Annotated in this window: 22 protein-coding genes, 1 tRNA gene and 1 other annotated feature; of the genes, 8 read left to right on the top strand and 15 right to left on the bottom strand. The window is 39.3% G+C overall.

All coding sequences use genetic code 11. The features are described from left to right. Positions 1-198 precede the first annotated feature (198 nt). From SB717_RS17750 to SB717_RS17740, 3 genes are all read right to left on the bottom strand, one after another. Positions 199-1,722 (bottom strand): ABC transporter permease/substrate-binding protein, encoded by a 1,524-nt coding sequence (locus SB717_RS17750; RefSeq protein WP_074676953.1) that lies wholly within the window; start codon positions 1,720-1,722, stop codon positions 199-201. After that, entirely contained in the window at positions 1,722-2,672 is a 951-nt protein-coding gene (locus SB717_RS17745; RefSeq protein WP_074676955.1) for an ABC transporter ATP-binding protein, read from the bottom strand. Before SB717_RS17745 ends, SB717_RS17750 begins: the two co-directional genes overlap by 1 nt. 263 nt (positions 2,673-2,935) lie before the next feature. Beyond that, a tRNA-Thr gene (locus SB717_RS17740) sits at positions 2,936-3,008 on the bottom strand. 210 nt (positions 3,009-3,218) lie between these two features. Here SB717_RS17740 and SB717_RS17735 point away from each other — a divergent pair. Then, positions 3,219-4,271, top strand: coding sequence for a Rieske 2Fe-2S domain-containing protein (locus SB717_RS17735; RefSeq protein WP_410904335.1), 1,053 nt, complete (start codon positions 3,219-3,221; stop codon positions 4,269-4,271). A 47-nt stretch (positions 4,272-4,318) separates the two neighbouring features. Here SB717_RS17735 and SB717_RS17730 read toward each other — a convergent pair whose 3' ends face one another. Continuing rightward, a complete protein-coding gene (locus SB717_RS17730; RefSeq protein ID WP_074676959.1) occupies positions 4,319-5,842 on the bottom strand; it encodes a DHA2 family efflux MFS transporter permease subunit in 1,524 nt (507 codons plus the stop codon). A 264-nt stretch (positions 5,843-6,106) separates the two neighbouring features. Here SB717_RS17730 and SB717_RS17725 point away from each other — a divergent pair, with 264 nt between their 5' ends. Continuing rightward, on the top strand, positions 6,107-7,009 hold the full coding sequence (locus tag SB717_RS17725; RefSeq protein WP_074676961.1) for a TetR/AcrR family transcriptional regulator: 903 nt from the start codon (positions 6,107-6,109) through the stop codon (positions 7,007-7,009). 84 nt (positions 7,010-7,093) lie between these two features. Here the strand turns inward: SB717_RS17725 and SB717_RS17720 are convergent, their stop codons facing one another. Next, positions 7,094-8,368: an ATP-binding protein gene (locus SB717_RS17720; RefSeq protein WP_074676963.1), complete on the bottom strand. Its 1,275-nt coding sequence runs from the start codon at positions 8,366-8,368 to the stop codon at positions 7,094-7,096. A 271-nt stretch (positions 8,369-8,639) separates the two neighbouring features. Here SB717_RS17720 and SB717_RS17715 point away from each other — a divergent pair, with 271 nt between their 5' ends. Together SB717_RS17715 and SB717_RS17710 are read left to right on the top strand one after the other, a co-directional pair. Further along, entirely contained in the window at positions 8,640-9,404 is a 765-nt protein-coding gene (locus SB717_RS17715; RefSeq protein WP_028415040.1) for a sulfite exporter TauE/SafE family protein, read from the top strand. Positions 9,405-9,638: 234 nt separating this feature from the next. Beyond that, positions 9,639-10,991 (top strand): cation:dicarboxylate symporter family transporter, encoded by a 1,353-nt coding sequence (locus SB717_RS17710; RefSeq protein ID WP_098621121.1) that lies wholly within the window; start codon positions 9,639-9,641, stop codon positions 10,989-10,991. Between the two features lie 27 nt (positions 10,992-11,018). Here the strand turns inward: SB717_RS17710 and SB717_RS17705 are convergent, their stop codons facing one another. After that, complete coding sequence (locus SB717_RS17705; protein ID WP_060747153.1) at positions 11,019-11,414, bottom strand: hypothetical protein; 396 nt, start codon at positions 11,412-11,414, stop codon at positions 11,019-11,021. A 70-nt stretch (positions 11,415-11,484) separates the two neighbouring features. Next, positions 11,485-12,456 (bottom strand): NAD(P)H-dependent flavin oxidoreductase, encoded by a 972-nt coding sequence (locus SB717_RS17700; RefSeq protein ID WP_060747152.1) that lies wholly within the window; start codon positions 12,454-12,456, stop codon positions 11,485-11,487. Between the two features lie 172 nt (positions 12,457-12,628). Between SB717_RS17700 and SB717_RS17695 the strand changes: the two genes are divergently transcribed. Continuing rightward, positions 12,629-14,671: a catalase gene (locus SB717_RS17695; protein ID WP_410904334.1), complete on the top strand. Its 2,043-nt coding sequence runs from the start codon at positions 12,629-12,631 to the stop codon at positions 14,669-14,671. A gap of 123 nt (positions 14,672-14,794) precedes the next feature. After that, positions 14,795-15,508 carry a YoaK family protein gene (locus SB717_RS17690; RefSeq protein ID WP_410904333.1) on the top strand — a complete coding sequence of 238 codons (714 nt, stop codon included), beginning with the start codon at positions 14,795-14,797 and terminating at the stop codon, positions 15,506-15,508. A 27-nt stretch (positions 15,509-15,535) separates the two neighbouring features. Here the strand turns inward: SB717_RS17690 and SB717_RS17685 are convergent, their stop codons facing one another. Continuing rightward, positions 15,536-16,033, bottom strand: coding sequence for a GNAT family N-acetyltransferase (locus SB717_RS17685; protein ID WP_074676976.1), 498 nt, complete (start codon positions 16,031-16,033; stop codon positions 15,536-15,538). 200 nt (positions 16,034-16,233) lie between these two features. Here SB717_RS17685 and SB717_RS17680 point away from each other — a divergent pair, with 200 nt between their 5' ends. Beyond that, on the top strand, positions 16,234-16,815 hold the full coding sequence (locus tag SB717_RS17680; protein WP_410904332.1) for a YitT family protein: 582 nt from the start codon (positions 16,234-16,236) through the stop codon (positions 16,813-16,815). Positions 16,816-16,852: 37 nt separating this feature from the next. On the opposite strand, the gene SB717_RS17675 is transcribed toward SB717_RS17680, so the two are convergent. From SB717_RS17675 to SB717_RS17645, 7 genes are all read right to left on the bottom strand, one after another. Further along, entirely contained in the window at positions 16,853-17,821 is a 969-nt protein-coding gene (locus SB717_RS17675; RefSeq protein WP_410904484.1) for an LCP family protein, read from the bottom strand. Positions 17,822-17,907: 86 nt separating this feature from the next. Further along, on the bottom strand, positions 17,908-19,830 hold the full coding sequence (gene ltaS, locus SB717_RS17670) for a lipoteichoic acid synthase (RefSeq protein ID WP_074676978.1): 1,923 nt from the start codon (positions 19,828-19,830) through the stop codon (positions 17,908-17,910). Positions 19,831-20,238: 408 nt separating this feature from the next. After that, a complete protein-coding gene (locus tag SB717_RS17665) occupies positions 20,239-20,592 on the bottom strand; it encodes a cupin domain-containing protein (RefSeq protein WP_410904331.1) in 354 nt (117 codons plus the stop codon). A gap of 52 nt (positions 20,593-20,644) precedes the next feature. Continuing rightward, on the bottom strand, positions 20,645-21,544 hold the full coding sequence (locus SB717_RS17660) for a DMT family transporter (RefSeq protein ID WP_410904330.1): 900 nt from the start codon (positions 21,542-21,544) through the stop codon (positions 20,645-20,647). Positions 21,545-21,694: 150 nt separating this feature from the next. Further along, positions 21,695-22,822 carry an NADH-dependent flavin oxidoreductase gene (locus SB717_RS17655; RefSeq protein ID WP_335443505.1) on the bottom strand — a complete coding sequence of 376 codons (1,128 nt, stop codon included), beginning with the start codon at positions 22,820-22,822 and terminating at the stop codon, positions 21,695-21,697. A gap of 194 nt (positions 22,823-23,016) precedes the next feature. After that, positions 23,017-23,202 (bottom strand): Fur-regulated basic protein FbpA, encoded by a 186-nt coding sequence (locus tag SB717_RS17650; RefSeq protein ID WP_033580328.1) that lies wholly within the window; start codon positions 23,200-23,202, stop codon positions 23,017-23,019. Positions 23,203-23,311: 109 nt separating this feature from the next. Then, positions 23,312-24,196: a DUF4405 domain-containing protein gene (locus SB717_RS17645; protein WP_410904329.1), complete on the bottom strand. Its 885-nt coding sequence runs from the start codon at positions 24,194-24,196 to the stop codon at positions 23,312-23,314. 237 nt (positions 24,197-24,433) lie between these two features. Further along, positions 24,434-24,665, top strand: a binding site (T-box leader). 67 nt (positions 24,666-24,732) lie between these two features. Between SB717_RS17645 and SB717_RS17640 the strand changes: the two genes are divergently transcribed. Then, positions 24,733-26,103 carry an amino acid permease gene (locus SB717_RS17640; protein WP_410904328.1) on the top strand — a complete coding sequence of 457 codons (1,371 nt, stop codon included), beginning with the start codon at positions 24,733-24,735 and terminating at the stop codon, positions 26,101-26,103. Positions 26,104-26,116 lie beyond the last annotated feature (13 nt).

Genomic DNA, 26,116 nt, shown 5'->3' with positions numbered 1-26,116 from the left:
ACGGCGCCTCCTCTCCATCGGAAAACAAATTTGGTACCTTTAGCTTGTTCATAAGACTTCATTTTCATTAACGCTTCTCTCACATTAAAAAGAGATTGAGACATAACGAAATCATGCCCAAAAAAAGATCCGAACGATTTATCGTTCGGATCTTTTTTTAACTAAAATACTTTTGTACTGATCTTTTTGTCTTCATTTTTATTTTTTAATTAATCCTTTTTTCACTAAGAATTGATGAGCAACTTCTTCAGCTGGTTTTCCTTTTGCATTTACTTGATAGTTCATTTCACGCATTTCGCCGTCACTGATTTTACCGCCCAGTTGATTTAAGATTTTTTTCAGTTCAGGGTGCTCTTTTAGCGTATCTTCACGAAGCACAGGCGCTCCTTGATACGGAGGGAAGAACTGCTGGTCGTCTTTTAAGACTTTTAAACCAAACTGTTTGATTTCAGGATCCGTTGCGTAAGCATCAAGCATGTTAATATCGCCTTTTTCTACAGCGCGATAGCGAAGCTTCGGCTCCATCGTTTTAATATTCAGGAAGGTAAGGCCATATTCTTTTTGAAGGCCCACGTAGCCGTCTTCACGATCTTTAAACTCAAGCGTAAATCCTGCTTTTACTTTATCTGTTGCATTTGCCAAATCTGAAATGGTCGTTAGATTATTTTCTTTGGCAAATTCTTTTGTCACGGTCAATGTGTACGTATTATTAAACTTCATTGGATCTAAATAGACAAGGCCAAATTTCTTTTGAAATCCTTCTTTTGCCTGCTTGTACACCTGTGTTTCATCTTTGCTGTCCGGCTGTTCCTTTAGATGCGTCACAATGGCTGTACCCGTATATTCAGGGTATAAATCAATTTCCTTATTACGCAGAGCCTCAAATACAAATACCGTTTTCCCAAGCGACGCACGAAGATTTACTTTCATATCGGTTTGATCTTCAATTAATTCTTTGTACATATTAATTAAAATATCTTGTTCTGCGCCAATTTTCCCTCCGATAACAAGGTCTGGTTTTGTTGCGCTCATCGCTGCAAACGGAGAAACAAGAATGAGTATTAATACGATAATCATAATGAACGAGCGTTTTTTGGATCCTTTTTTAGCTGAGTGTTCAATCGTTCTCAGAATTCCATCAAAAATAAGTGCTAATAATGCTGCTGGAATAGCTCCTAATAAAATCAAACTATTATCGCTTCGGTCAATACCAAGCAAAATTAAGCTTCCGAGTCCGCCCGCTCCGATAAGAGCCACGATTGTCGCTGTACCAATAATGAGTACCATTGCTGTACGAATTCCGGCCATAATGACAGGAAGCGCTAGAGGAAGTTCTACTTTAATTAATCGTCTCCACGAGTTCATTCCCATGGCTTTGGCTGCTTCAATTAAAGATGGATCCACTTCTTTAATTCCGGTATATGTATTTCGTACAATAGGAAGAAGCGAATATAAAAACAGTGCAATAACCGCGGGAAAGGTTCCAATTCCGACAAGAGGAATCAGTAATCCTAATAAAGCGAGTGAAGGAATGGTTTGCAGTACGGCTGTTACGCCAATAATCGGTTCAGCAATGCGCTCATGCCTCGTTAAGTACAGTCCGAGCGGCACTGAAATTAATACGGCAATAACAAGAGCCAGTACTGAAATTTGAATGTGTTCAAAAAGAGCTTGAAACAGTGCATCTCCTCGTTGATCTAATAATGTGCTTAGTGCATTCATTACAGCGTTCCTCCTTCTTTCGTTTTATCAGAAAGAAACGCTAATAGAGTTTTGCGCGTTACAACGCCAATGCGTTTGCTCCCTTTTTTCACGGCTATTGCTTCATGGTCGTAAAGGGCGTCCATTGCCTGCTGAACAGTGGCGGTTGAAGCTAGCTCTTCGGTAGGTTCTACGTCTGGCTGTTCACTTTCTTTGACAAACGTATCCAATGTCTCAAATAAAGCACTTCCTTGATTTCCAATAAATGTTTTTACGAATTCATTTTTAGGCTTTTGAATGAATTCCTCCGGGGTTCCAACTTGAACAATTTCCCCATCTTTCATTAGACAGATACGATCTCCAAGCGTCATCGCTTCGCTCATATCGTGCGTAACAAACACAAATGTTTTTTTGATTTTTTCTTTTAAGCTAATAACATCTTGCTGAAGCTGTTCGCGGCTTAACGGATCTAGGGCACTAAAGGGTTCGTCCATTAAAATAACGGGGGGATCAGCTGCGAGGGCACGTGCTACACCTACACGTTGCTGCTGGCCACCTGAGAGCTCAGACGGCTTTCGGTTTCGATACTGCTTTGGGTCTAGTCCTACCAAGGTAAGCAGTTCATCAATGCGCGTTTTGATTTTGTTTTTCTTCCAATGCTTCATCTCCGGTACAATGGCTATATTTTCAGCAATGGTCATATGAGGAAAAAGAGCAATCTGCTGCAGGACATAACCAATGTTCCAGCGTAGCTCATGTATGTTGTGGTCCGATACGAGCTTATCTTTTATGTATAGTTCTCCTTCGGTAATATCATGAAGACGGTTAATCATTTTTAAGGTGGTTGTTTTCCCACACCCACTCGGACCAATTAAAACGAAAAACTCTCCTTCTTTAATTTCTAGATTAATATTTTTCACGGCGGTCGTACCATCTGGATATTGCTTTGACACATTCGTAAAGGTAATCAAATTATCGTTCACACTCCCTGTTGAAATTTAACCCCTAGTTTCGTGTACCCAATATTTAGAAACAATAAACATTCTTTTAAGAATATTTTTAAATACGATTCATAAGACATAGCAGAAAAGATACATATTTTTTCCACATCCTCCTAACAAGGCTATCAAACTGTTAAAGTTTTCACAAGGCGGGGAAGAATAATTAGGAGAATAATTTTAAAGCCAACGCAAATAAAAAAACCTTCTTTCAACAAGAAAGAAGGTTTTTAGTATGCTAGCGACAGGGATCGAACCTGCGACCTCTTGCTTACCATGCAAGTGCTCTACCTACTGAGCTACACCAGCGTCTTGGAAAATTATATCACGTTTAAATTTATTTAGGAAGCGCTTTTTTAAATTTTTTTATTGTTATATTCTCTAATTGGCGTCTTTTGAAATTCGCACTTTCTACAAAGTTCCATATTTTATGTTAGAACTTCTCACATAAATTGTGTGAATTTTCTTTTTTTATATTACCCTTAGTAAAAGAGCTTACAAAAGAAAGGAAGAAAATAGATGGAACAACAACCAACCATGACCAAATCAAAAACGGCAACTCCCTACCCAAGAGACTGCACGTTCAGCCTGGAAGATTGGACGACGCTCGCTAAGTATTGGTACCCCGTCGCACGCTGCAGTGATGTAACTGAGAAACCAACGTCTGTAAAACTGCTAGATGTAAATCTAGTTCTATACCGCACCACACACAAAGTTGTAGTGGCACGCGATTTATGCGTTCACCGAGGCACCCCGCTTAGCATGGGCTGGGTGGAAGATGATGAAATTGTCTGTCCTTACCACGGCTTCCGCTACGCAACGGACGGCGCATGCACGTCGATTCCAGCTCACCCTGACGCCAACATTTCTCCCCGCCTGTGTATGGCCGTCTATCCAGTTATTGAACGATTTGGATTAGTTTGGACTTCCCTGACAGGAGAACAAGATAACCTGCCTTACTTCGATGCGTGGGAGGACCCTGATTTTCAGCAAATTGTTTGTCCGAGCTTTGATATCATGGGTTCAGCCGGTCGTCAAATGGAAGGCTTTTTAGACGTAGCTCATTTTGCTTGGGTTCACACGGACACATTTGGTGATCGAAACAACGCCTTTGTGCCTAAATATAAAGTAAGCGATACAGACTATGGGCTTCATGTAGAATATACGAGCACCATGAGCAATTATTCCAAAGAACAGCAGCATTTAAATCCACCTGATTTTAAATGGCTTCGCGTCTTTGATGTTTATCCGCCGTTTACAGCTACGCTAAAAGTATACTTCCCAGAAGGGGCAGAGCTGTGGATTATGAATGCAGTCTCTCCTATTTCAGCCCGCGAAACACGTTTATTCGCGCCAATCGCTCGAAACTTTGACAAAGATTCTCCCGTTGAAGGTGTGTATGACTTTAACCTTCGCGTCTTTGACGAAGACCGTGAAATGGTTGAAAATCAAAAACCTGAAGACTTGCCTTTGGATCTGCAGATGGAAGCGCATATTATGGCTGATCAAACGTCTATCGGCTACCGGAAATTATTAAAGAAAATGGGCTTAAGCTTTAGATATACAAGCTGAAAAAATCCCCGCTGTCTCAGCGGGGATTTCTTTTTTATTTAGCAAATTTATTTAGCAAACTGCTCGCGTCCTGCTTTTTCCTTTATCACTTCATCTTCACTTGCCGGCGTTGCTCGTTTCATAAACAATGAAAGAATTAAGGCAACCACCACTAGTACTACAGAGATAGCAAACGCATCGTTAATCCCCTGTACCATTGCCTGCATCCCAATCTGCTCTTTCATTTGAGCTGCCCCGGCTGCAGTTGCATTAGCTGCTCCTGCTCCGCTCATTGCATCTTGAGCGAGCTCTTTTGCATGAGTAGCTGTACGGTTTGACATCACCGTTACTAAAAGAGCCGAACCAATAGCTCCCGATACTTGTTGAAGCGTATTGTTCATGGCAGTACCATGCGGATTAAAGCGCTGCGGCAGCTGATTTAATCCGTTTGTCATAACCGGCATCATCACCATAGACATTCCGAACATACGAAGCGTGTAAAGCGTAATGAGCGTTGTATACGTCGTATCAAGCTCTAAGTTACTGAAGAAATACGTCGTAACAGCTGTAATCGTTAGACCCGTTACAGCCAGTGCACGCGCTCCGAATTTATCAAATAATTTTCCGGTAATCGGTGACATCACACCCATTAGCAGCGCACCTGGAAGCATTAGTAATCCTGAATGAAGCGGAGAGATGCCTCGTACCGTTTGAACATAAATTGGCATTAGCAGCATGGCTGAGAATAGTGCCATTGTGATCACCATCGAAATCGTTGATGATAAAGCAAACATTGGATATTTAAAAATGCGGAATTCAAGCATCGGTGTTTTAAGCTTGAACTGACGCGTAATAAATAAAATCAGAGCCACAGCTCCTACGATAATGGTGCCGTATACTTCCACAGAATCCCAGCCTTTATCCCCTGCTGAGCTAAACCCGTATAGAAGTCCGCCAAACCCAATTGTAGATAACAAAAGGGATAAAAAATCCAAATTGATTTCCACTTTTTCTTTTTTGTCTTTTAATAGGAAGAAAGCGCCTATTAATACAATGGCTGCGATTGGCGTAACAAGGTGGAACAGCATTCTCCACTCATAGTGTTCAATTAGCCACCCTGATAATGTAGGACCAATTGCTGGAGCAAAAATCATAACTAAACCGAAAATCCCCATCGCAGCTCCGCGTTTTTCTAATGGAAAACTTGTGAGCAATACGTTCATTAAAAGCGGCATCATAATGGCTGCGCCTGATGCTTGAATAATACGAGCGGTTAACAAGACCGAAAATACGGGCGAAGCACCGGCAAGTATTGTTCCTGCTGTAAATAAAGTCATCGCCGTTAAAAATAAGCCCCTGACAGAATAGCGCTGAATTAAAAAAGCGGTAGTTGGAATCATAATACCATTCACTAACATATAACCAGTAGAAAGCCACTGGACAGTTGACGTTGTCACATCTAAGTCTTTCATAATAGACGGCAGCGCCACATTTAGTAACGTTTCATTCAACAATGAGATAAAAGCGCCAATTAATAAAATAGCAATTATGCCATAAGGCGGCTTTTCCATTTGATTTATCGATTGACTCATTATTGTACCTCCTTATACTTTAGGTTCATTTTTTTAGACACATGTTCTACATAGAGTATATTATACTGTGAGTTCAATTTATGCAAGTGAAAAATCTTACGTTCACGTCCTTTATTTCCTCAACTTTTTTAGTCCTGCAATCCTCTTATATCAATATATTGTCGGGATATCGTTATTTTTTCGAAAAGAACATTTGTGTAAACGCTTTAAATCATGTATCATAAAGTTGGACCATGAGTCTAATTTTATATTTAGGTGATAATAATGAATAACCGAAAACAGCAAGTTGTAAAAAACGCACACCATCTCTTCGTTGAAAAAGGATTTCAAGCTACATCCATTCAAGACATCATTGATTATAGCGGAATTTCAAAAGGAACATTCTACAACTATTTTTCTTCAAAAAATGAATTATTAATCGCTGTTTTTACCTGGCTTCACACAACAATTGAACAAGAGCGCAATCAGCTGCTGGTTGGTAAAAGTCTGACCGATGTAGATGTATTTATTAAACAGATTGATGCACAGATGAAAAACCATCACGAACATAAATTTTTTACGTTACTTGAAGAAGTATTTGTTTCCAATGATCCTGATTTAAAAGCATACATAAAAAAAACCCAGTTCATCGAAGTAAACTGGATTTATAAACGGTTTATTGATTTATTTGGGCAAGAAAAGAAACCGTACCTGCTAGATTGTGCAATTATGTTTCTTGGCATGCTTCACCGCAACTTTCACTATAATTTTATGATCAACGGCACAAATACTGATCCTCATCAGATTATAACTTACAGCGTTAAGCGTCTGCTTCCTCTTGTAGACGAAGTAGCAAGTTCAGGAGACATTTTGCTCGATCCGCAAACGATCAAAGAATGGCTTCCATCCTGCCTGAATACTAAAAATCAAATAGGACAGGACATTTCTACAGCACTTATCGATTTAAAAAAACAAGTTCACAAACAATTTACGGATGAATTCGAACGTCAAAAATGCACAGAGCTTATTAGTTTTATTGAAGAAGAGCTGTTTAAACAATCAAAGCCCCGCAAGTTTGTTGTGGATAGTGCTCTTCATTCATTAAAGCAGCTGCCTGTTAACAACAGTAAAACGAACCTAGAGGAACTGCAGGCGATGATTGATCAGTATGCGAGTGAACTGCATTAAAAAATCCGAATACGTTTGATTCTCCCTCAAGAATCAAACGCATTCGGATCTTCCTTCAACTAAATAACTTTTGTCCCAGCCTTTTTATTCACACAGCGGAAATTCAAGTGAAAAACACGTTTCTTTTCCTTTTACGCTAGACACACTCACTTTTCCCTTCATATAATGAATAATACTGAAAGATACCATCGTTCCAAGCCCGGTACCTTTTTCTTTTGTTGTAAAATACGGTTCACCTAGCCGGTTGATTTGTTCTTGCGTCATGCCGCAGCCCGTATCAATAATATCCACAATAACAGCTCCGCCTTCTTTTCCTACTTTAATAGTTAACGTGCCTCCGTCTTGCATCGCTTCAATACTATTTTTAAATAAATTGATTAGGCACTGCTGAAGCTTTCTTCTTTCTCCCATTACGAAGAACTTCACTTCTTCATCGAATGTAAAATCAATCGCGACTCCATTCATATTGGCAAGAGGCGTCATAATATGGGTGACGTGATGAATTTCTTCTGAAATATTCATTTTTTCATTTCGTTCTGGAGCGGAATTCGCAAATAGCAAGTAATCATCGATGATTTCTTTTGCGCGGTCTAGTTCATTAATGGCAATTGAAATATAGCGTTTTTTAGCAGGTTCTTTTTCATCTTCTTGCAGCATTTGCATAAATCCTCTGCTTGCCGTTAGAGGATTTCGCACTTCATGAGAGATGCTGGCAGCTAAATGACTGACAATTTCTAGTTTCTCTGCTTTCATCAAGCGCTGCAGCACTAGTAAATTTGCCCGTATCGCTTCCCACAGTATAGTAATTACAAACATGCCTGCTACATCTAAAATCGCGAATTGAACCCACACGCTAATAGGAATGCTTGTTACGTGCAAGACAAAAACAGATACAAGCATAGCTAATAAAGAACCGATTATACTAAGACAGGTGCTCACGATAATTCTATTTTTTAATGAGAAATGTAAAAAGTATTTTGTTATGAAAAATAAAGGAATGGATAAAATCGGAAGAGCGATTAATGTTGATAAAAACCCTACATCGTACCCGCCAATTAGCAAGCGCAGCAGTAAAATAAAGACAAAAAGCAAGCTCCCTAGCGGCCAGCCTCCATATAACGTTCCTAAAATATAAGGAATTCTTCGTAAATCCATTCGATAGTCATCCGGGACATAAGCTCCGTTAACCGGAAACAAAAGGCAAAAGGTAATAGCTAAAATCGGAAATACCGCGATATAACCATCTTTCCACCAATGAATTTTTTTAGCATACTTGATTAAATAAAACATCTGCACTAAAAACAGCGCCAATAAAATAAATAAAAAATTAATTAACAAATCTTTCGTAACAAAACTCATGTATTCACCGGTCTTTCAAATGAGATAAAAATAAACTCTTTTATTGCATTTACATTTGTAACACAAATTAGAGCGTAATCATAGATAAATAAACGTATTCTATTTACTTTTTTATAACTTCCTATCACTTTATCGTCCGTTCCCTAAAATAATGAAGGCGAAGAAAACCTTTTCAACTTCGCTAAAAATATTCAGAATTTTATTTACATATGAGTTATAATGCTCTATAATCAGATCAATGTACTTGGTTTTGAGAGTAGGAGGACGAAATATGGAACTATCAATTACCTTAATGGGATTATTCGTTGGAACCCTTGTAGGCTTAACCGGGGTTGGAGGTGCCGCTTTATTAACACCTTTACTGATTGTACTCGGCATTAACCCTTCCATTGCCGTAGGAACAGATCTTGTCTACAATTCTATCACAAAATTATTCGGAGTCGCTCAGCACTACAAACAGCGAACCATTAACTTTAAATTAGCAAAATATTTAGCCTTCGGAAGTATTCCGAGCGCTGTGCTGGCTATTGTCACACTTCATGCATTCCCCTCTTTTCACGAGCATCAAGAAACGATTATTAAGCACGCTCTTGGATATGTCATGACGCTGGTTGCCATTTCAATTATCTTTCGTGTCTTTTTTGATAAATTAATTCGCCCAAATCGGTTTCAGGAAATGGACTTAAATCAGAAAAAAGGATTAACAATCGGAATTGGCGTAGTCTTTGGATTCATTGTCGGACTAACATCGATTGGTTCGGGCTCATTATTTGCGATTGCGATGCTGTACTTATTTAAGCTCAAAACATCTGAGCTGGTTGGAACTGATATTGCACATGCATTTCTTCTCGTTACGGTGGCGGGCATTTTAAATGCAAGCTTTGGAAGCGTTGATTATATGTTGACTGCTAACCTATTAACTGGATCTATTCCAGGTGTGTTACTCGGAAGCCGTTTATCGACTAAAGTGCCATCAAGACCGCTTCAAGCCATTATGGCGACCATCATTTTAATTAGCGGAATTAAACTTATTTAATAAATAAAAAGCATATGCCTCTGCATGTGCTTTTTATTAGTTTTTTTAAAGATCTACATTAAAAATAATAATGTTTTAAACCACTTCTTTCCTCTTCTTATACACTTCAACTAATATTTTTATTGAATTTTAGTCAAAGAGACCAATGACACCTCAAACAACCTTACGTTAAAATGTAAAAAAACATAACATCTATTGTGATATCCAAAAAATTGTACGACGAAGGGAGAACATATGACACAAACAGCGGCAAAAAGTAAGCAAAAACCTTTTTATAAAGGTCTTTTCTTTCAAATTATGATGGCAATTGTACTTGGCATAGCCGCAGGATATCTATGGCCAAGCTTTGGAAATGCTGTGAAACCGATTGGAGACGGTTTTATTAAGCTCATCAAAATGCTGATTGCTCCTCTTATTTTTGGAGTAGTCGTTGTCGGAATTGCCAAGGTCGGAAACATAAAAACAGTTGGGCGTATCGGTGGAAAAACCATTCTTTACTTCGAAATTGTCACAACATTCGCTCTACTTATCGGTCTATTAGTAGCAAACATAATGAATCCCGGCGCAGGTATGAATGTTGATCCTTCAAGCTTAAGCACAACTGAAGTGGACGCGAAGACAAATGGCTCCGAACTTCCGAGTGAAGGTGATTTTTTTCTTAACATGATTCCAGACAGTGCAGTTGGTGCTTTTTCAAACAACTCCATGCTTCAAGTGCTTTTAATTTCTTGTTTGTTCGGCATCGCGCTTGTCCATATAGGTGGAAAAACAGCGGAGACCCTTCTACACGTATTAGAAAAAGTAAATGATGTGTTATTTAAAATTATGGGATATATCATGAAGTTAACAGCTCTTGCTACGTTTAGCGCCATGGCATTTGCTGTTAGTCAGTACGGCCTTGGAACACTTGCTGCATTTGGAAAGCTATTTATCGCTATGACAATTGCTTGTCTAGCATTTGTTCTTGTTTTAGCTGTTATTTTACGAATCTATTTAAAATTAAGTTTGTGGAAAGTCATTCTATATATACGAGAAGAAATTATGCTGGCATTTGCTACGGGTTCCACTGAAGCCGTTATGCCGCAGCTCATGGATAAATTCGAACAAGCAGGATGCAACAAAGCAGTCGTTGGCCTTGTCGTACCTACAGGCTATTCATTTAATCTAGACGGTGCTTCTATCTACCTGTCTCTTGCCCTCGTCTTTTTAGCACAAGCAACGGGCGTGGATTTGAGCCTCACTGATCAGCTTTTAATGCTTGGTGTTCTTCTTCTTACGTCTAAAGGAATGGCTGGTATTCCAGGATCAGCTTTTGTTGCTCTCTCCGCTACCGCAGCAGCAACCGGATCCATTCCGGTAGCTGCCGTTGCTCTGATGCTCGCTCCTGATCGCTTTATGGGTAATTACCGGACCACAGTTAATATTATTGGTTATGCGGTAGCTGCTTTTATTATCGCGAGATGGGAAAATTTACTAGACCTACAAAAAGCAAATGATGTGCTGGACGGAAAAATTGCGTATCAGCCCAAAAATGCTGAAATTTCTCTCCCAGAGAGTATTTCAGCAGCCAATGAAAAAGCATTTTAATAACAAAATTTCCTGGCCGAGACAAGTCTATTTTGCTTGGTTTTCGGGCAGGAATTTAATTTTTACATGAAAGGCCTTTTGCTGAAACTTATTTTCTTCCAGTATTTTATATACCATTTGTTTAATCGTTTCTTGCGTTTTGGCATCAGCTGAAACGGAAGGCTCCATATACACATCCAGCTCTACTCTGTCTTTTGAGTAAAGGGAAGAATTCACGCCCCTTGATTCATAGCCTGCCTCCGTTAACCCTCTGCTGATTTTATGCCAAATATCCAGTTTGTCCATTTGTTTAATAACAGGCTTTGCTTCTTCGTACACTTGCGCTTGCTGAGTCTTGGAAACCTCTTCTTTTTTAGTGAAAACTGCATACCCTGAACCTACTACTAAAAACGTCATAATAGCAAATGCTCGCATTCTTTTCATTCTCTCACCTCGTTTAGAGATATAGATTATAAATATGCGAATAATTGCTGCAGTATGACGGCTTGTATCTCTACTTCTTTTCCACTATACTCAGCAGTCGTTTAGAACCGGCGTGCACTTCTTCTATCATACTGTCAAACAGCTCTTGTACCGTTGGAATACTATCAATCAGTCCAACGACTTGGCCTGCCCACCCATAGCCTTCATCGGTTTTATTTTCATAAATATACCGGCAGTTTGCCCCTCCGCTAATGACGTCTTTTAACTCTTCGTACCTCTCTCCTTGCTGCTCACGCTCAACAATGTCAAGAGTGTAGCGGGACTTCAATACGCGTCCAGGTGCTCCGAACGAACGTTTAATAACCACAGTATCGGTTTCTTTTGCTTCTACAATAGCTTGTTTATACGCATCATGGGCATCTACGCATTCTTTTGTCGCGATAAAACGTGTTCCCATTTCAATCCCTTCAGCTCCTAATGATAACGCTGCCAATAATCCTTGTCCGTTTCCAATCCCTCCGCTGGCAAGGACCGGAATTGACACAGCCGCGGCTACTCGGGGAATTAACACCATCGTGCCCAGATCCTCACGTCCAATATGCCCTCCTGCTTCTTGTCCCACTGCCATGACGGCATCTGCTCCTAACTTCTCAGCTTTTTGAGCTTGACGCACGTTGGCTACCAGCACGAGCGTTTTAATTCCCGTTCCTTTTAATCTTTCAAAAATAGGTGCGGGATTTGCTCCTGTTATGGAAATAACCGGAACACCTTCTTCTACTGCTACGTCGAGAAGTTCTTTATAAGAACCTTCCGTTTGACCCCCAACGGCAAAATTAACGCCAAAGGGACGCTCAGTTAAAGAATATACTTTCTTAATTTCAGCTCGAAGTTTCTCAGGTGTTCGGAGCGTCATAGCTGTAATTTGTCCAAGTCCTCCTGCATTTGAGACGGCAGCAGCAAGTTCTGCGTACGCTAAATACGCTAGACCTCCTTGTACAATTGGATATTGAATTCCTAATAAATCTGTTACCCGTGTTTTCATCTATGTATCCCCTCTCCTTTTAATTTCTTATTTATGAATACTTATTCATAATCATAACAAGAAAATAACGGATTTCCTACGAAAAAATTCCAACATTTCTGTTTGCATCAACTTTTGATAGGGTACACATTTTGTAATGATTATTAACTGAAGATCAAGGAGGAAGACATGTATGACAAAAAAGCACCCTGTAAATGAAAAAAGCAAGCAAGAACAGCTCGAGCAGTTTAAAACAGATGATCGAAACCAAGCGCTCACAACCAATCAAGGGTTAAAGCTTTCCGAAGATGAATTTTCTTTAAAAGCAGGCGAACGTGGTCCAACCCTTATGGAAGACTTTCATTTCCGTGAAAAAATGACGCATTTTGACCACGAGCGCATTCCTGAACGCATCGTTCATGCACGCGGCTTCGCTGCTCACGGAGAATTTGAACTGTATGACTCTCTCAGAGAATATACAAAAGCTAAATTTTTACAGAATCCGTCTGTAAAAACACCTGTATTTGTCCGTTTTTCTACTGTAGCAGGTTCTAAAGGTTCAGCTGAAACGGTGCGCGACGCCCGTGGTTTTGCAACAAAATTTTATACAGAAGAAGGAAACTATGACTTAGTTGGAAATAACATTCCCGTGTTCTTTATCCAAGATGCGATTAAATTCCCAGATTTAATTCACGCTGTTAAGCCTGAGCCACACAACGAAATGCCGCAGGCGGCTTCAGCACATGATACGTTTTGGGATTTCGTCGCCAATAACCAAGAGTCTGCTCACATGGTCATGTGGTCAATGTCAGACCGTGCAATTCCACGCAGCTTGCGTATGATGGAAGGCTTCGGCGTACATACTTTTCGCTTAGTTAATGCAGAAGGAAAAGCTCATTTTGTCAAATTCCACTGGAAGCCTGTGCTCGGAACGCATTCCCTTGTTTGGGACGAAGCTCAAACAATTTCTGGGAAAGACCCTGATTTTCATCGCCGCGATTTATGGGAGTCAATTGAAAACGGAGACTATCCTGAATATGAGCTAGGCCTTCAACTCATAGCTGAGGAAGATGAATTTAAGTTCGACTTTGACATTCTCGATCCAACTAAGCTTTGGCCAGAAGAAGAAATTCCCGTCAAATTGGTTGGAAAAATGACCTTAAATCGAAATGTAGACAACGTATTTGCCGAAACGGAACAAGTCGCATTCCATCCGGGGCATGTAGTACCGGGAATTGATTTTTCCAACGATCCTCTCTTACAGGGAAGATTGTTTTCATACACGGATACCCAGCTTATTCGTCTTGGCGGCCCTAATTTCCATGAAATCCCAATCAATCGTCCGGTATGCCCGTTTCATAACAATCAACGAGACGGTTACGGACGTCAAACAATTAACAAAGGACCTGTCAGCTATCACAGAAACTCTCTTGCAGCTAATACGCCGGCTCCTGTCCCAGAGTCAGAGGGCGGTTATGCTCACTATCAAGAAAAAGTGGAAGGAAGAAAAGTTCGAAGTCGAAGCGAAAGTTTTAAAGACCACTTTTCACAGGCAACGCTATTTTGGAATAGCATGAGCGACCCTGAAAAAGAGCATATTATCAGTGCTTTCAGCTTTGAGCTTGGAAAAGTGAAAAGCAAGTCTGTTCAGCAGCAGGTCGTTGATATGTTTGCCAACGTCAGTACAGTGCTAGCTAAACAAGTAGCACAAGCGATTGGTGCGACGCCTCCACCAGGACAAGACGCGCCAGTGACCAAGTCATCTCCAGCTCTTAGTCAGGAACAGACAATTAAAAAGCCAAATACGCGTAAAGTAGCTGTCATTGTAGCTAATGACTTTAGCGGTGACCTACCACAAGTGTTAAACAGTTTAAAACAACAGGGCATTCAGCCTGAAATTGTCAGCACAACCCTCCAAAACGTAAAAGGAACAGATGGGTCAGAACTTGAAGTACAGCACACGTTCTTGACAAGTGATTCTGTCCTATTCGATGCGGTTTATGTTGTCGGAAGTTCGTCAGCTGATGAGAAGTTTCGTAAAGAAGCACTGACGTTTGCTCAAGAAGCATTCGAGCATTTTAAACCAATTGGCGCCACGGATGAAGGTGTTAAGTGGCTAAAAGCCGCTGGCTTAGATAGTAGTCCCGGTGTCGTAACTGGAGAAACTACGCGCTTTACAGATGAATTTATTGAAGCTATTTCAGCTCACCGCCACTGGAATCGTCACGTTATATAAATTACAAAAAAGATAGGGATCTACCCTATCTTTTTTATATGAAATCGCAGTAATTGAAGAAAAGCTTCTTTTTTGCTTATACTAGATAATGCACCTTAGATTTTCAGGAGGCAAAAGGAAGACATGCTCACAAACAAATCATCTTACTTTTTACAATTAACGAAACGATTCAAAAAAGCTGCAACGGCAAATTCAGTTATCCTTGGAATTTTGCTAGCTATTGTGGGAGGTTTTCTTGATGCTTATACGTATATAAGCAGAAACGGAGTATTCGCAAATGCACAAAGTGGAAATATCGTCTTATTAGGTGTAAAGGCAGCGCAAGGTCAATGGACAGAAGCTTTTCTTCATATCCCCCCTATTGTAGCCTTTATCCTAGGCGTTGCTGTAACTGAAACATTTAAGCAACCGCGATTTGTATCTGTACTCCCTGATACTTCTCGTATCATATTGCTTTTAGAAATTGTCGTACTCATTATCGTTGGTTTTTTACCGTCTAGTGTTCCTAATATGTTGGTTACAGTAACAATTTCATTTGTTGCTGCTCTTCAAGTTTCTTCATTTAGAACTTTGATAAAATGGTCATATAATACAACCATGACGACCGGAAACCTTCGTACTGCTTCTCAAGCAGCATACTATGCTATATTCAAACGTGATGAAAACGCTACTTATCAGTGCCTTCGTTTTACCGCCATTATCCTCTCTTTTTTGAGCGGGGCATTGTTAGGTTCTATTTCTACTTTCACCCTGGGAACAAAAGCAGTTTGGCTAGCTTCTGCTATTCTTTTTCTCGCTTTTGTCATTTTAAATTCAGAATCTCAAAAAAGCCTTTGAAATCAATGACTTCAAAGACTTTTTTTATTAAACTGATTTTCTAAATGCCATGACGTGCAAATCTTTTACCGGATAAAAATCGTTATCTGGGAAGCGGACGTAACCTCTTTTAGTGTAAAGCTTAATGGCATGTTCCATTGAATGATCTGTATGTAAACCTAAATAAGAACATCCTAGCTCCCGAGATTTTTTTTCACACGCTTCAAGAAGCGCATTGGCGACTCCTTTTCGGCGATGAGACGGAGCGACTGCCAGCAGACGAATTTCAGCCCATGGAAATGGCTTTAACAACCCTCCGTATACATCGGTATTCGGCGGATAAAATAAAACGCTTCCTGCCATTTCTCCATCGATTTCAGCTATAATGCACTCAAATTTCTTTTCTTCACTCAGGGTATGTAAAATTCCCTTTCGATATCTTTTCCAGTGTGCTTCTGATTTTACAGCTGCATATTGCTCATAAGCAGCGAGCGTCACTGTTTCAATAGATAATGTTTCTTCTTCTCTAGCTTTTCGAACGATCAATTTTTTCTCCTCCATTTACCTTCTTCGTTAGTTCTTATTGTCTATGGTGAATCATGTTTATGCAACACATTTGCATTTTAAAACAGCTTCCTTTGCATATATTTAATCCGTTCATTATAGTTTCTGAAGCGGTCTTTGTGCTGAAACTCTGCTTGTCTTCATATACATATAAAGAGATTCATAGACAAGGATGAGACAGCATGTATAAAAAATTGATTGCAATTGGAATTGGCAGTGTGTTTGTTAGTATCGGAATTAACGTTTTTATTCTTCCGCTTCAGCTTGTAACAGGAGGCATTACGGGAATTAGCTTAATCATTAATTATTTACTTGGCTATAAAGTAGGCGTGATGATTTTTTGCTTAAACTTACCGATTTACCTTCTCGCCCTAGGCTTTAACCGCTCTTATTTTTTAAATGCTATCTATGGAATGGTTCTCTCAGCTGTGATGATTGATTTGCTGTTTCCGCTTCATGGGATTTTTCACCTTCCCATTATCTTAAGCGCTTGCCTTGGAGGTGTTTTTAACGGAATCGGAACCGGCATCATGCTCCGGCAGCACGCAAGTCAAGGCGGGGTCGACTTATTTTCTCTGATACTTGCAAAATGGTTATCTTTAAACCCCGGCATCATCATTTTAGTGATTGACGCATCTATTATTATTTCAGGTATTTTACTGCTTCAAAACGATACAGCTATTTATTCATTATTCATTGTTGTATGCTCCGGTATAGTCACCAGTTTAATTACATCATTCAAACGCATCATCGTCTATATATAAGGAAAAAGCCTCGAGACAAGCGTCTCAAGGCTTTTCTTTATTTGTCATTTAAGAATTCTTGCAGTGCTTCTTTATTTTTATCTAAATCAATATCAAGCACCATACCAACGCCGCTATACGTTTTGTTTTCAAATGATCCGTCTAACGGCAGTCGCAGGCTTTGAACATCTTTCATGTTTCCTGTTACCACATCTTTAGCCAGAAGCATCATGCTTTTTGTATCTAAATTTGTATCGATGTAAGGATCCATTACCCCGAGAAGCTTCGGTATTTTAAACACGCTGTTTAGGTTTGCTACTTCATCTTTAAGCTTTAAAACGACTTCTTGCTGGCGCTGAACGCGTCCAAAATCACTCATGTTATCATGGCGAAAACGTACGTAGCCAAGCAGCTGTTCACCGTGTAAAACTTGGGTACCTTTGTGAAGCGTCATACCAATTCCCGAAGACATATCGTGAGGCACGGTTACTTCAATGCCATCAGGCGCAATCGTATCTACAATTTTTGAAAATCCTTCGAAGTCCACAACTGCATAATAGTTAATATCAATATCAAAATTTTGCTTGATCGTTTGGCGCAGCAGCTCAGGACCTCCGAACGCGTAAGCAGCATTCAGCTTTTGCTTGCCGTGTCCTGGAATATCCACATACATATCCCTCATAAGGGAAACAATTTTCGGGTGTTTGCTTTTAGAATCGTAGTGAGCAATTAAAATAGAGTCTGTACGAGAATGCTTTTCCCCGCGCGAGTCACTTCCTAACAGCAGCATATTTACTTCTCCGTTATTCGGGAGACTGCCTTGAAACTGTTCAAATGTCGTGCCGTCATCCGCAAATTTACCATCGCTTGCCATCGATAGCCCTTGCTTATATTGGAAATAGCTGTATATGCCTCCAACGATAATAAAAAGGAACAACAAAGCAAAGAACACTCTGCCCCATCGAACTCTTCTTCTTCTTTTGCGTCTTGTTCGCTCCACGTTTCCGTCACCAGCTTTCTTTTCAATGAAGTTCTCATAAAACAAGCAAGTAGCTAAGCTTTTAAAAAGCTCCTCTACTTGCTTGTTTGGATTGTATGGTGTGAAAGCTTACATTACTTTTCTGTTTCTTGGTCTTTTCCATACATGTATTTTGATGGATCGACCGGTTTAAAGTCATCTAATTTATTAAATCGTAATAAATCACCGTATAACACTTTATCAGAAAGTTCTAGCTCTCTTCCAACTTTCTTTTTATAAGCTTTCGCTTCGTCTGTTGCTGTGATTCTTTCTCCTGTGTTTGTATCGTAATACTTGCCGTCAATTGACGTGTATTTCGGAGAAACATAATCACCGTTTCTAAATGCTACTACCTGATCATGGTCTTTTGATAATAAATCTGTACCGAATTGAACATACTCTTTACTATCAATTCCCACTAAGTGAAGAAGCGTAGGTACTACGTCAATTTCACCGCCGTACGTATGGTTCACTCCACCTTTTACACCTGGTACGTGAAGGAAGAACGGTACGCGTTGAAGCTGAGCGTTTTTATATGGCGTAATTTTCTCGCCAAGAACTTTTTCCATTGCTTTGTTATGATTTTCAGAAATACCGTAGTGGTCACCGTAAATCATAATAACTGAGTTGTCGTATAAGCCTGAAGCTTTTAGCTCTGTAAAGAATTCTTGCAGTGATTCATCCAAATAACGAGCCGTTTGGAAATAACGGTCTACCGTTCCATCTCCTGTGTTTGCCGGCTCAATGCTAGCATCGCCTTTATCAAGAACGAATGGGAAATGGTTTGTTAATGTAATCATATGTGCATAGAACGGCTGCTTCAATGACTGCAGCATTGGCATCGATTCTTTAAAGAATGGCTTATCTTTTAATCCATAGTTTACTTTGTTATCACCAGTCATATTGTAATAACTTGCGTCAAAGAATTTATCCACACCGAACTGTTTGTAAATTTCATTACGGTTCCAGAACGTTTTATAATCTCCGTGTAACACAGCACTTGTATAGCCGCCCTCTTGATCTAAGATCGCTGGTGCTGCTTGGTACGTGTTGCGGCCTTTTAAGCTAAATGCTGACCCTTGAGGCAAGCCGTATAATGACGTATCCATCATAAGCTCTGCATCAGCTGTTTTACCTTGTCCTGTTTGATGGAAGAAGTTATCAAAATACATAAACTCATTTCCATTTGCTAATGAATTTAAAAACGGCGTTACTTCTTGTCCGTTTAACTTGTAATTAATTAGGAATGACTGAAATGATTCTAGATGAATTTTAATAATATTTTTTCCTTTTGCTTTACCGGCATACTCAATATTTGGAGCTGCATAGTGACTTGTACTGAAGTTTTTCACTGTTGTTAAGTCATCACTGCTTGCGAATGCTCGCTGCTTTGAGTTTTGAAACGTTTGAACTGCATCATACACCGTGTAGTTGTATGCTCCTAAGTATTTCACTAGGTAGTTGCGATCAAATGTTCTTGTTAATAGTTCAGGGCGATCTTTTTCAGCATAGTGCAAGTTAATTGCAAATGCGATAGCTCCTGCCGCTAAAACCATGAACGTATAGCGGAATTTAAGACGTGCTTTTGGCCATTCAATTTTTCTAACAAACAATAGCGCAATCAGTAAAATGATATCTACAAAATATAGAATATCATGCGCTTTTACTAAATCAGCGATACTGCCTCCCATATGACCCACATTGCTTGTTTGCGTTAAAGTAGGCAATGTCACAAAGTCATTGAAGAATCGATAATATAAAATATTGCTGTACAAAATGACCGTCATAATTGTGCTAAGAATAAGCGTCCAAACGATGGCTCTTTTTCCTTTTGCAAACAATGCTAACCCTAAAAAGATCAAAGTTGAACTAATTGGATTAATAAACAATAACGTTTTTTGCATTGAGTCACTTATATCTAAGTTGAACTCCACTTTGTAAGACATGTAAGACTTGATCCACATGAATAAAACCGCTATAAAAAAGTAAAACAACGGCTTTGAAAATAGTTTTTTCATTTTCAAATTCCTTTCACTAAAAAGTAGAGATTTCATGTTCAGCTAACCTCAGGAAAGTCCCCTACATTAAATCGTAACGGTTACGTCCTGCAAAAGATTACCTGAAAATGATTCAATTTGTCAAACAATATCATCTTCATCTCTTTTTTTAGTCATCTACAAAATTTACATTTCCAACTGGCAATCTCTTATTTTTTTATCGTGATGGTATTATTACACAATTGTTAATTTGTAAATTTTGTTCTCCCTATATTGCATACATATTAATTTACCACATTTCTGCTCTGCAATAAAAGTATTTTTATTTTATTGATCATAATATTTCACTCACTGAATGAAAAGGGACGATTGTACTGGTCGGTATTCTTCGGTTACTGTTAGAACTAGTAAAAATAGACTTGTCTATGCTTAGTTTTCGTCTTCATCAACAGCTATGCGGTCTCCCTGTGCAAAGGGCTGTGAAATAACAAGAAACTCAATCTCTTCGCTCCAACGATTCATCATTTGATGAGGAATGGACGGAAGCACTTCTACTCCTTCATGTGCTTTTACATCATAAATAGTTCCGTCTACTTCTAAAGCAGCTGTTCCTTTTAGCACAAAGAAAAATTGATACGCTCTCGTGTGATAATGCCTTACCTCTTTCGTATGAGGGGGCATGCTCTCATGAATAATACTTACGTCTTTATTTTTCACTAGGTGCCACCCATCGCATTTCCCTCCCCACGCGTAGTGTTCTGCGTTTTGCTTACTGACTTTCATGACTAGCTCCCCTTTTTCCAATAAATGAAGACCTGCAGATGAAATAGAAATTCTATGTGATCTTTTTAATCTTGCTATTGAAAATACTTTTTTTAGATGAAGGTTTTGGCTTCAAAGTAAAAAGCATTCCTAAAAAGATTAAAACAATGCCTGCAAGCTGAAAAAGCGTCGGGCGAAATCCCGTGAATGCTGTATCTAATAAAATAGCAACGGCTGGATCTAAAAACACTAGAACCGAAATCACCTGAGTTTTTAAATAGCGCAGGCTGTCGAAAAACAAATAATACACTAAACCAGTATGTACAAAGCCCGTTACCAAAATAGCTGTCCAATTGGCCGCTGTTAAGAAATGAAAATCACTAAAATGAACAAACGGCAATAATAAAAAAATCCCTAAAAAAGTCTGAATAAATGTAACAGCATAAGCACTCGTATGAATAATTCCTTTGCCAAGAAGCGTCGTGCATGCATAAAACAAAGCGGCTAAAAGCGCCCACATTATTCCTGACGACATGAAGCCATCAATCGTAAGTTCCTTCACTCCAATAATCAGAAGTGTTCCCACACAACAAATAAAAATAGACATAACGCCAAGAACCGTTAATTTTTCCTTAAAGATAAAGCTTCCCAGAAGCAATACTAAAACGGGCGCAAGATGATAAATAGAAATAGCTACCGTAACGGACATCATTTCAAATGCTTTAAATAGAAACACCCAGTTAAACACAAGGAATATGCCGCACAGTAAAATTTGCTTGATTTCTTTGGCATTCCATTTCTCCCTTTTATATTCACCCGTTACAAACCAGCACATTCCGAGAAAAAGCGTTGCACAAATACAGCGAACAAATACTAAATCAAAAGAAGGCAGTCCAGTTTGTGTGGAGAAAAAGCCAATTGAACCAAAAATACTCATTGAAACCATCATTTTTACCATTGGGCCTGCTTTCATTTTCCCACCTCACTTTCAGAAAACTATTATTATTCAAACATAAAGAAGTCTATTTGTAAATTAATGGTTCATAAGCTTTGTTCCATGAAAAAGCAAAAAACGCAAAGAGATGGGATCAGTCCCATCGTCTTTGCGCTTTTCTGCTTTTTTTTAATCTTCAACCGGGAACCAGCCTGGCGTGTTAATAACGGCTTGCCACAGCGGGTCAGGAATCACAAGCTTTTCCTGATCTTTTTTGCTTAATGTTGTCACAATGTCATGTTCGCGGCCTTCTTTGACTTTTTGAACCCAGTCTGGATCCATAATTAATTCGCGGCCAATCGCAAGCAGTGGAATGCCCGTTTCAAGAGCTGCTGCTGCTTCGTCTGCTGTATGAATAGAACCTACGCCCATCACAGGCACACGGCTTCCTACTCTCTCTTGAATAATTTCAATACGTGAACGAGTATCTTCCACGCCTCGACGCGGTTTTGACCAGAATTCCATTAGCGATACGTGAAGGTAATCAAGGTCTTTTTCTGCTAGTGCATCAACTAATTTCAACGTATCGGCCATTGTAATTCCAGGCGTTTCAGGCTCTTCTGGCGAGAAGCGATAGCCTACTAAAAATGGCTCTTTTGCATGTTTAGAAATGGCTTGCTTTACTTCGTCTACGATTGCTAGTGGGAATGTTAAACGTTTTTCTACGCTGCCACCCCATTTATCTTCGCGGCGATTAGAATGCGGAGAAAAGAACTGCTGAATTAAATAGTTATTTGCTCCGTGGATCTCAACTCCGTCAAATCCTGCTTCAATGGCACGGCGCGTCATCTCACCAAAATCATGAATAATGCCTTCGATTTCTTCATTTGTTAACTCTCGAGGCACCGGTGCTCCTTCTTGTTCTGCAGCAACAGCACTTGCGCTAACAACCTCTCCATTTGGAACAAGCTCAGGCGGACACATGCGGCCTCCGTGGAAAATTTGAAGAACTGCTTTTGCTCCTTGATCTTTAATTGCTGTTGCTAAGCGGCGCAGGCTAGGAATCATTTCATCGCTGTCTGCAGCAAACTCTCCGTGAAACCCTTTGCCATTCGGCGTTCCGTATGTACATGCTGTAATGACCATGCTAACACCTTTTGAACGTCGTACATAGTAGTCTACTTCTGCACTTGATACTGTTCCATCTTCATTTGATGAAAAATTTGTCATAGGCGCAAGAATAACGCGGTTATCTAATTTGATGCCATTTGAAAAAGTAAATGGCTGTAAAAGCGGCTCATACTTTTTATTTGTCATTTTATTTCCCTCCAAAAATGATACGGTCAAAAATAGTGGCGTATTATAGGTAGAAACTATTTCCCTCCCTATAATATGTGTCATTTAAAACTGTAACTTTAAAATATACTGTTATTTTAATCTGTACAGTTTTGCCTGTCAAAGAATAAGACTTTCTCATATAAAAAAGCACTCATATACTGAGTGCTTTTTTATCATTGCGAAAGAGGTTCCTGATTATACATAAATGATTTTACTTTTACATATTGAGCTTCTAACTCTTGAAGTGTCAGTTCGTATAGATGCCGATTTCCTTTTTTATAAATACCAAAATTCAATAGCGCATTAATAAACCAATTTTTCTTATGTTCCGTTTCAGGCTGTGTGTGTTGTTTCACGATTTCCACCACCTAAGGTTCTCTCATTTTAATTTTGCAAAGCATTCGCTTTTACATAAATGATTTTACTTCTGTACGATGAAAAAACGGTGAAATAGAAAGCTTTTTTATTTTAAATTCCCGCAGCCGGACCCGCCATTTTTTTGCGTCTTTTTACTCCTGTTAATATTTTTTCAATATAATAAATAACGATAATAAAAACCGACATAATAGCAAAATAAGTACCGATTACATCAAAAGGATTCGGACGTTCAAAACCGCCTTCTTTTCCTTTCACCCCTCTTTCCAAACCTTCGCCATCGTGATCAAAGTTCGGACGTTTGTGACCAGCAGATGCCGTCGCAGAAGATTTATTCTCGCTAAATGAACGGCGATCAAAATCCGGCTTCCCACCGCCTTTTTGCGGCATATCTGAGGAACTTAAATTCAGCACTCTCGCTACTCCTCCAAGCTTTCCAAGAAAACCCGTCTCATTTATTTCATATATGCCAACGACTAACAGTGCAGCGGTTGCGAGCTTAGCTGCTATGCTCAAGCTTTTCTTTGACTTTTTGAATTTCGTCATATTTTTACATACATTTATAACCCATTGCCAATGAAGACCTATGTGAGCGGCTACTAAAATTAACACTAAGAATGATACCGAAATATGCGAAACCTTAAACCACTGTTCGTTCCCAACATTAATATTCGGAAATACTACTCTTGAAATAAAAATACCGCTAATCATAATAAATGACATCGTAATCAACAGCATGATATTTAAAAAATAACCGAACTTTGTTCTGCGCGGAAGCTTGCGGTCAAATAATTTAACCGTAACTTTCTTTACCCACTGCCAGTTTAGCAGCACGTGGGTAAAAAAGGCGACGGCAATCGCTAGACCCGCAATTTCATGAAACGTTAACCCTCCCAATACTTGTTTGTTAAAAAATAAAACAAACGCAACGGCCATTAAAAGATCCAGTCCAAACCGGACGTACATCATCTTTTTCACTCTATTCATTCTCCTCAGCTATGTATTTGTCAAAACAACCTTTTTTCATATTTCTTAATGTAAGCAGAGTTGGTGAAAATTAGGTGAAACGACTGATTTTTTTACCAAAATAATCAGTCCTGAGTTCTATAAAAAAACAAAGTCCCATCATTTTATTTTTTAGAAAATAGCTGTTGACAAAGAAAAAAGAAGCACGTATAGTAATGTTTATTCATCAAGAACTTTCAGATTTTAATCAAAAACACAGCGATTGGGAGTAGTAGAAGCTTATTATTCGGTCAAGAGAGCTACGGGTTGGTGTAACGTAGTCCAATAATACTTTGAACTCGCCCAGGAGTGGTAATTCAGAAAGAATGCAGAAGTATTCTCTAAGTTTTAACGTCTAACCTTCGTTATCAGGTTTTAAGCAGGGTTCTTTAAGAGCCAACAAGAGTGGTACCGCGGTTAGCTAAAGCTTATCGTCTCTTCTCTCATTTGATAATGAGGTAGGAGACGATAAGCTTTTTTTATTTTATAAAAAAGTGGAGGGAAAAGTCATGAAGAAGGACAACCAAGGTTTGCAGCGAACAATGACTTCACGTCACATTATGATGATGGCGCTAGGTGGAGCAATTGGCGCTGGTTTATTTAAAGGAAGCAGCTCAGCTATTGATATGGCAGGACCATCAGTTATCATTGCTTATTTAATTGGCGGAATTATTTTACTATTCATCATGCAAGGTCTTGCTGAAATGGCGGTTCGAAACAGTGACGCACGAACGTTTCGTGATTTAGTTCAGTCGATTTTAGGAAGCTACCCCGCTTATTTTTTAGACTGGATTTACTGGAAAATGTGGGTGTTAAACATTGCAGCTGAAGCCGTTGTAGCAGCTATTTTTATTCAGTACTGGCTTCCTGATTATCCAATTTGGATGCTTGCTTTAGGCGTATCCGTTATTGTCACAGCTATTAACTTGCTTTCGGTTAAAGCATTTGCTGAAACGGAATACTGGTTAGCCTTAATTAAAATTACGGTCATTGTGATCTTTATCATCGCTGGACTTCTATTACTATTTGTATCATTTGGTCACCATACCGCAGCAGGTTTTTCAAATTTAAGCAATCACGGCGGTTTCTTTCCAAAAGGACCAACTGGGTTAATTACGGCGATGCTAGTTGTCATCTACTCTTACGGTGGAACTGAAATCATCGGGGTAACGCTAGCTGAAACAAAAAACCCTGAAAAAGTAGTACCAAAAGCCGTGCGCAGCACATTAACGCGCATCATTGCTTTTTATCTGTTCCCGTTTTTTATCATCGTGAGCTTGATTCCTTGGAATGAAGTGAACGGCGTTTCTCAAAGCCCTTTTGTGATGGTATTTAAAATGATTGGAATTCCTGGAGCAGATCATATTATGAATACCGTAATCTTGTTAGCCGTTATTTCTTCTATGAACTCAGGACTTTACGGTTCATCACGTATTTTGTATACGCAAGCAGTAGACGGTCGAGTACCACAGATATTTTCAAAACTTTCTGTTAACAAAGTTCCTGTCTATGCAATCTTAATGTGTACATCATCCCTTTATGTGGGCGTGTTGATTTCCTTATTTGCAGGAAGTAAAACATTTGATTATTTGATGGGATCTTTAGGATATACCGTGTTGTTTATTTGGTTGATTATTGCGATCGCACACTTAAAGTCTCGCAAAGTTCACCCAGAAGCATCGAGCAGCTACTCTGTTAAGTGGTTTCCTTATACAACGTGGACTGCCCTTATTGCACTAAGCGCTATTTTAATTGGTGTTATCTGCACAACATCCGTTGTTATTACGACTATTACACTAGCTATCTATTTATTTATTACAGCTACGTATATCTTTAAAGGTCGCTTTTATCAATCTTCAGCAGTCAAGCACGCTAAATAAAAAAACGCCTCCT

Source organism: Priestia sp. SIMBA_032 (genome assembly GCF_046535215.1).
Taxonomy (GTDB): Bacteria; Bacillota; Bacilli; order Bacillales; family Bacillaceae_H; genus Priestia; species Priestia aryabhattai.
Note: the sequence above shows the minus strand (reverse complement) of the source record. Positions and strands in the feature narration are given on the sequence as shown.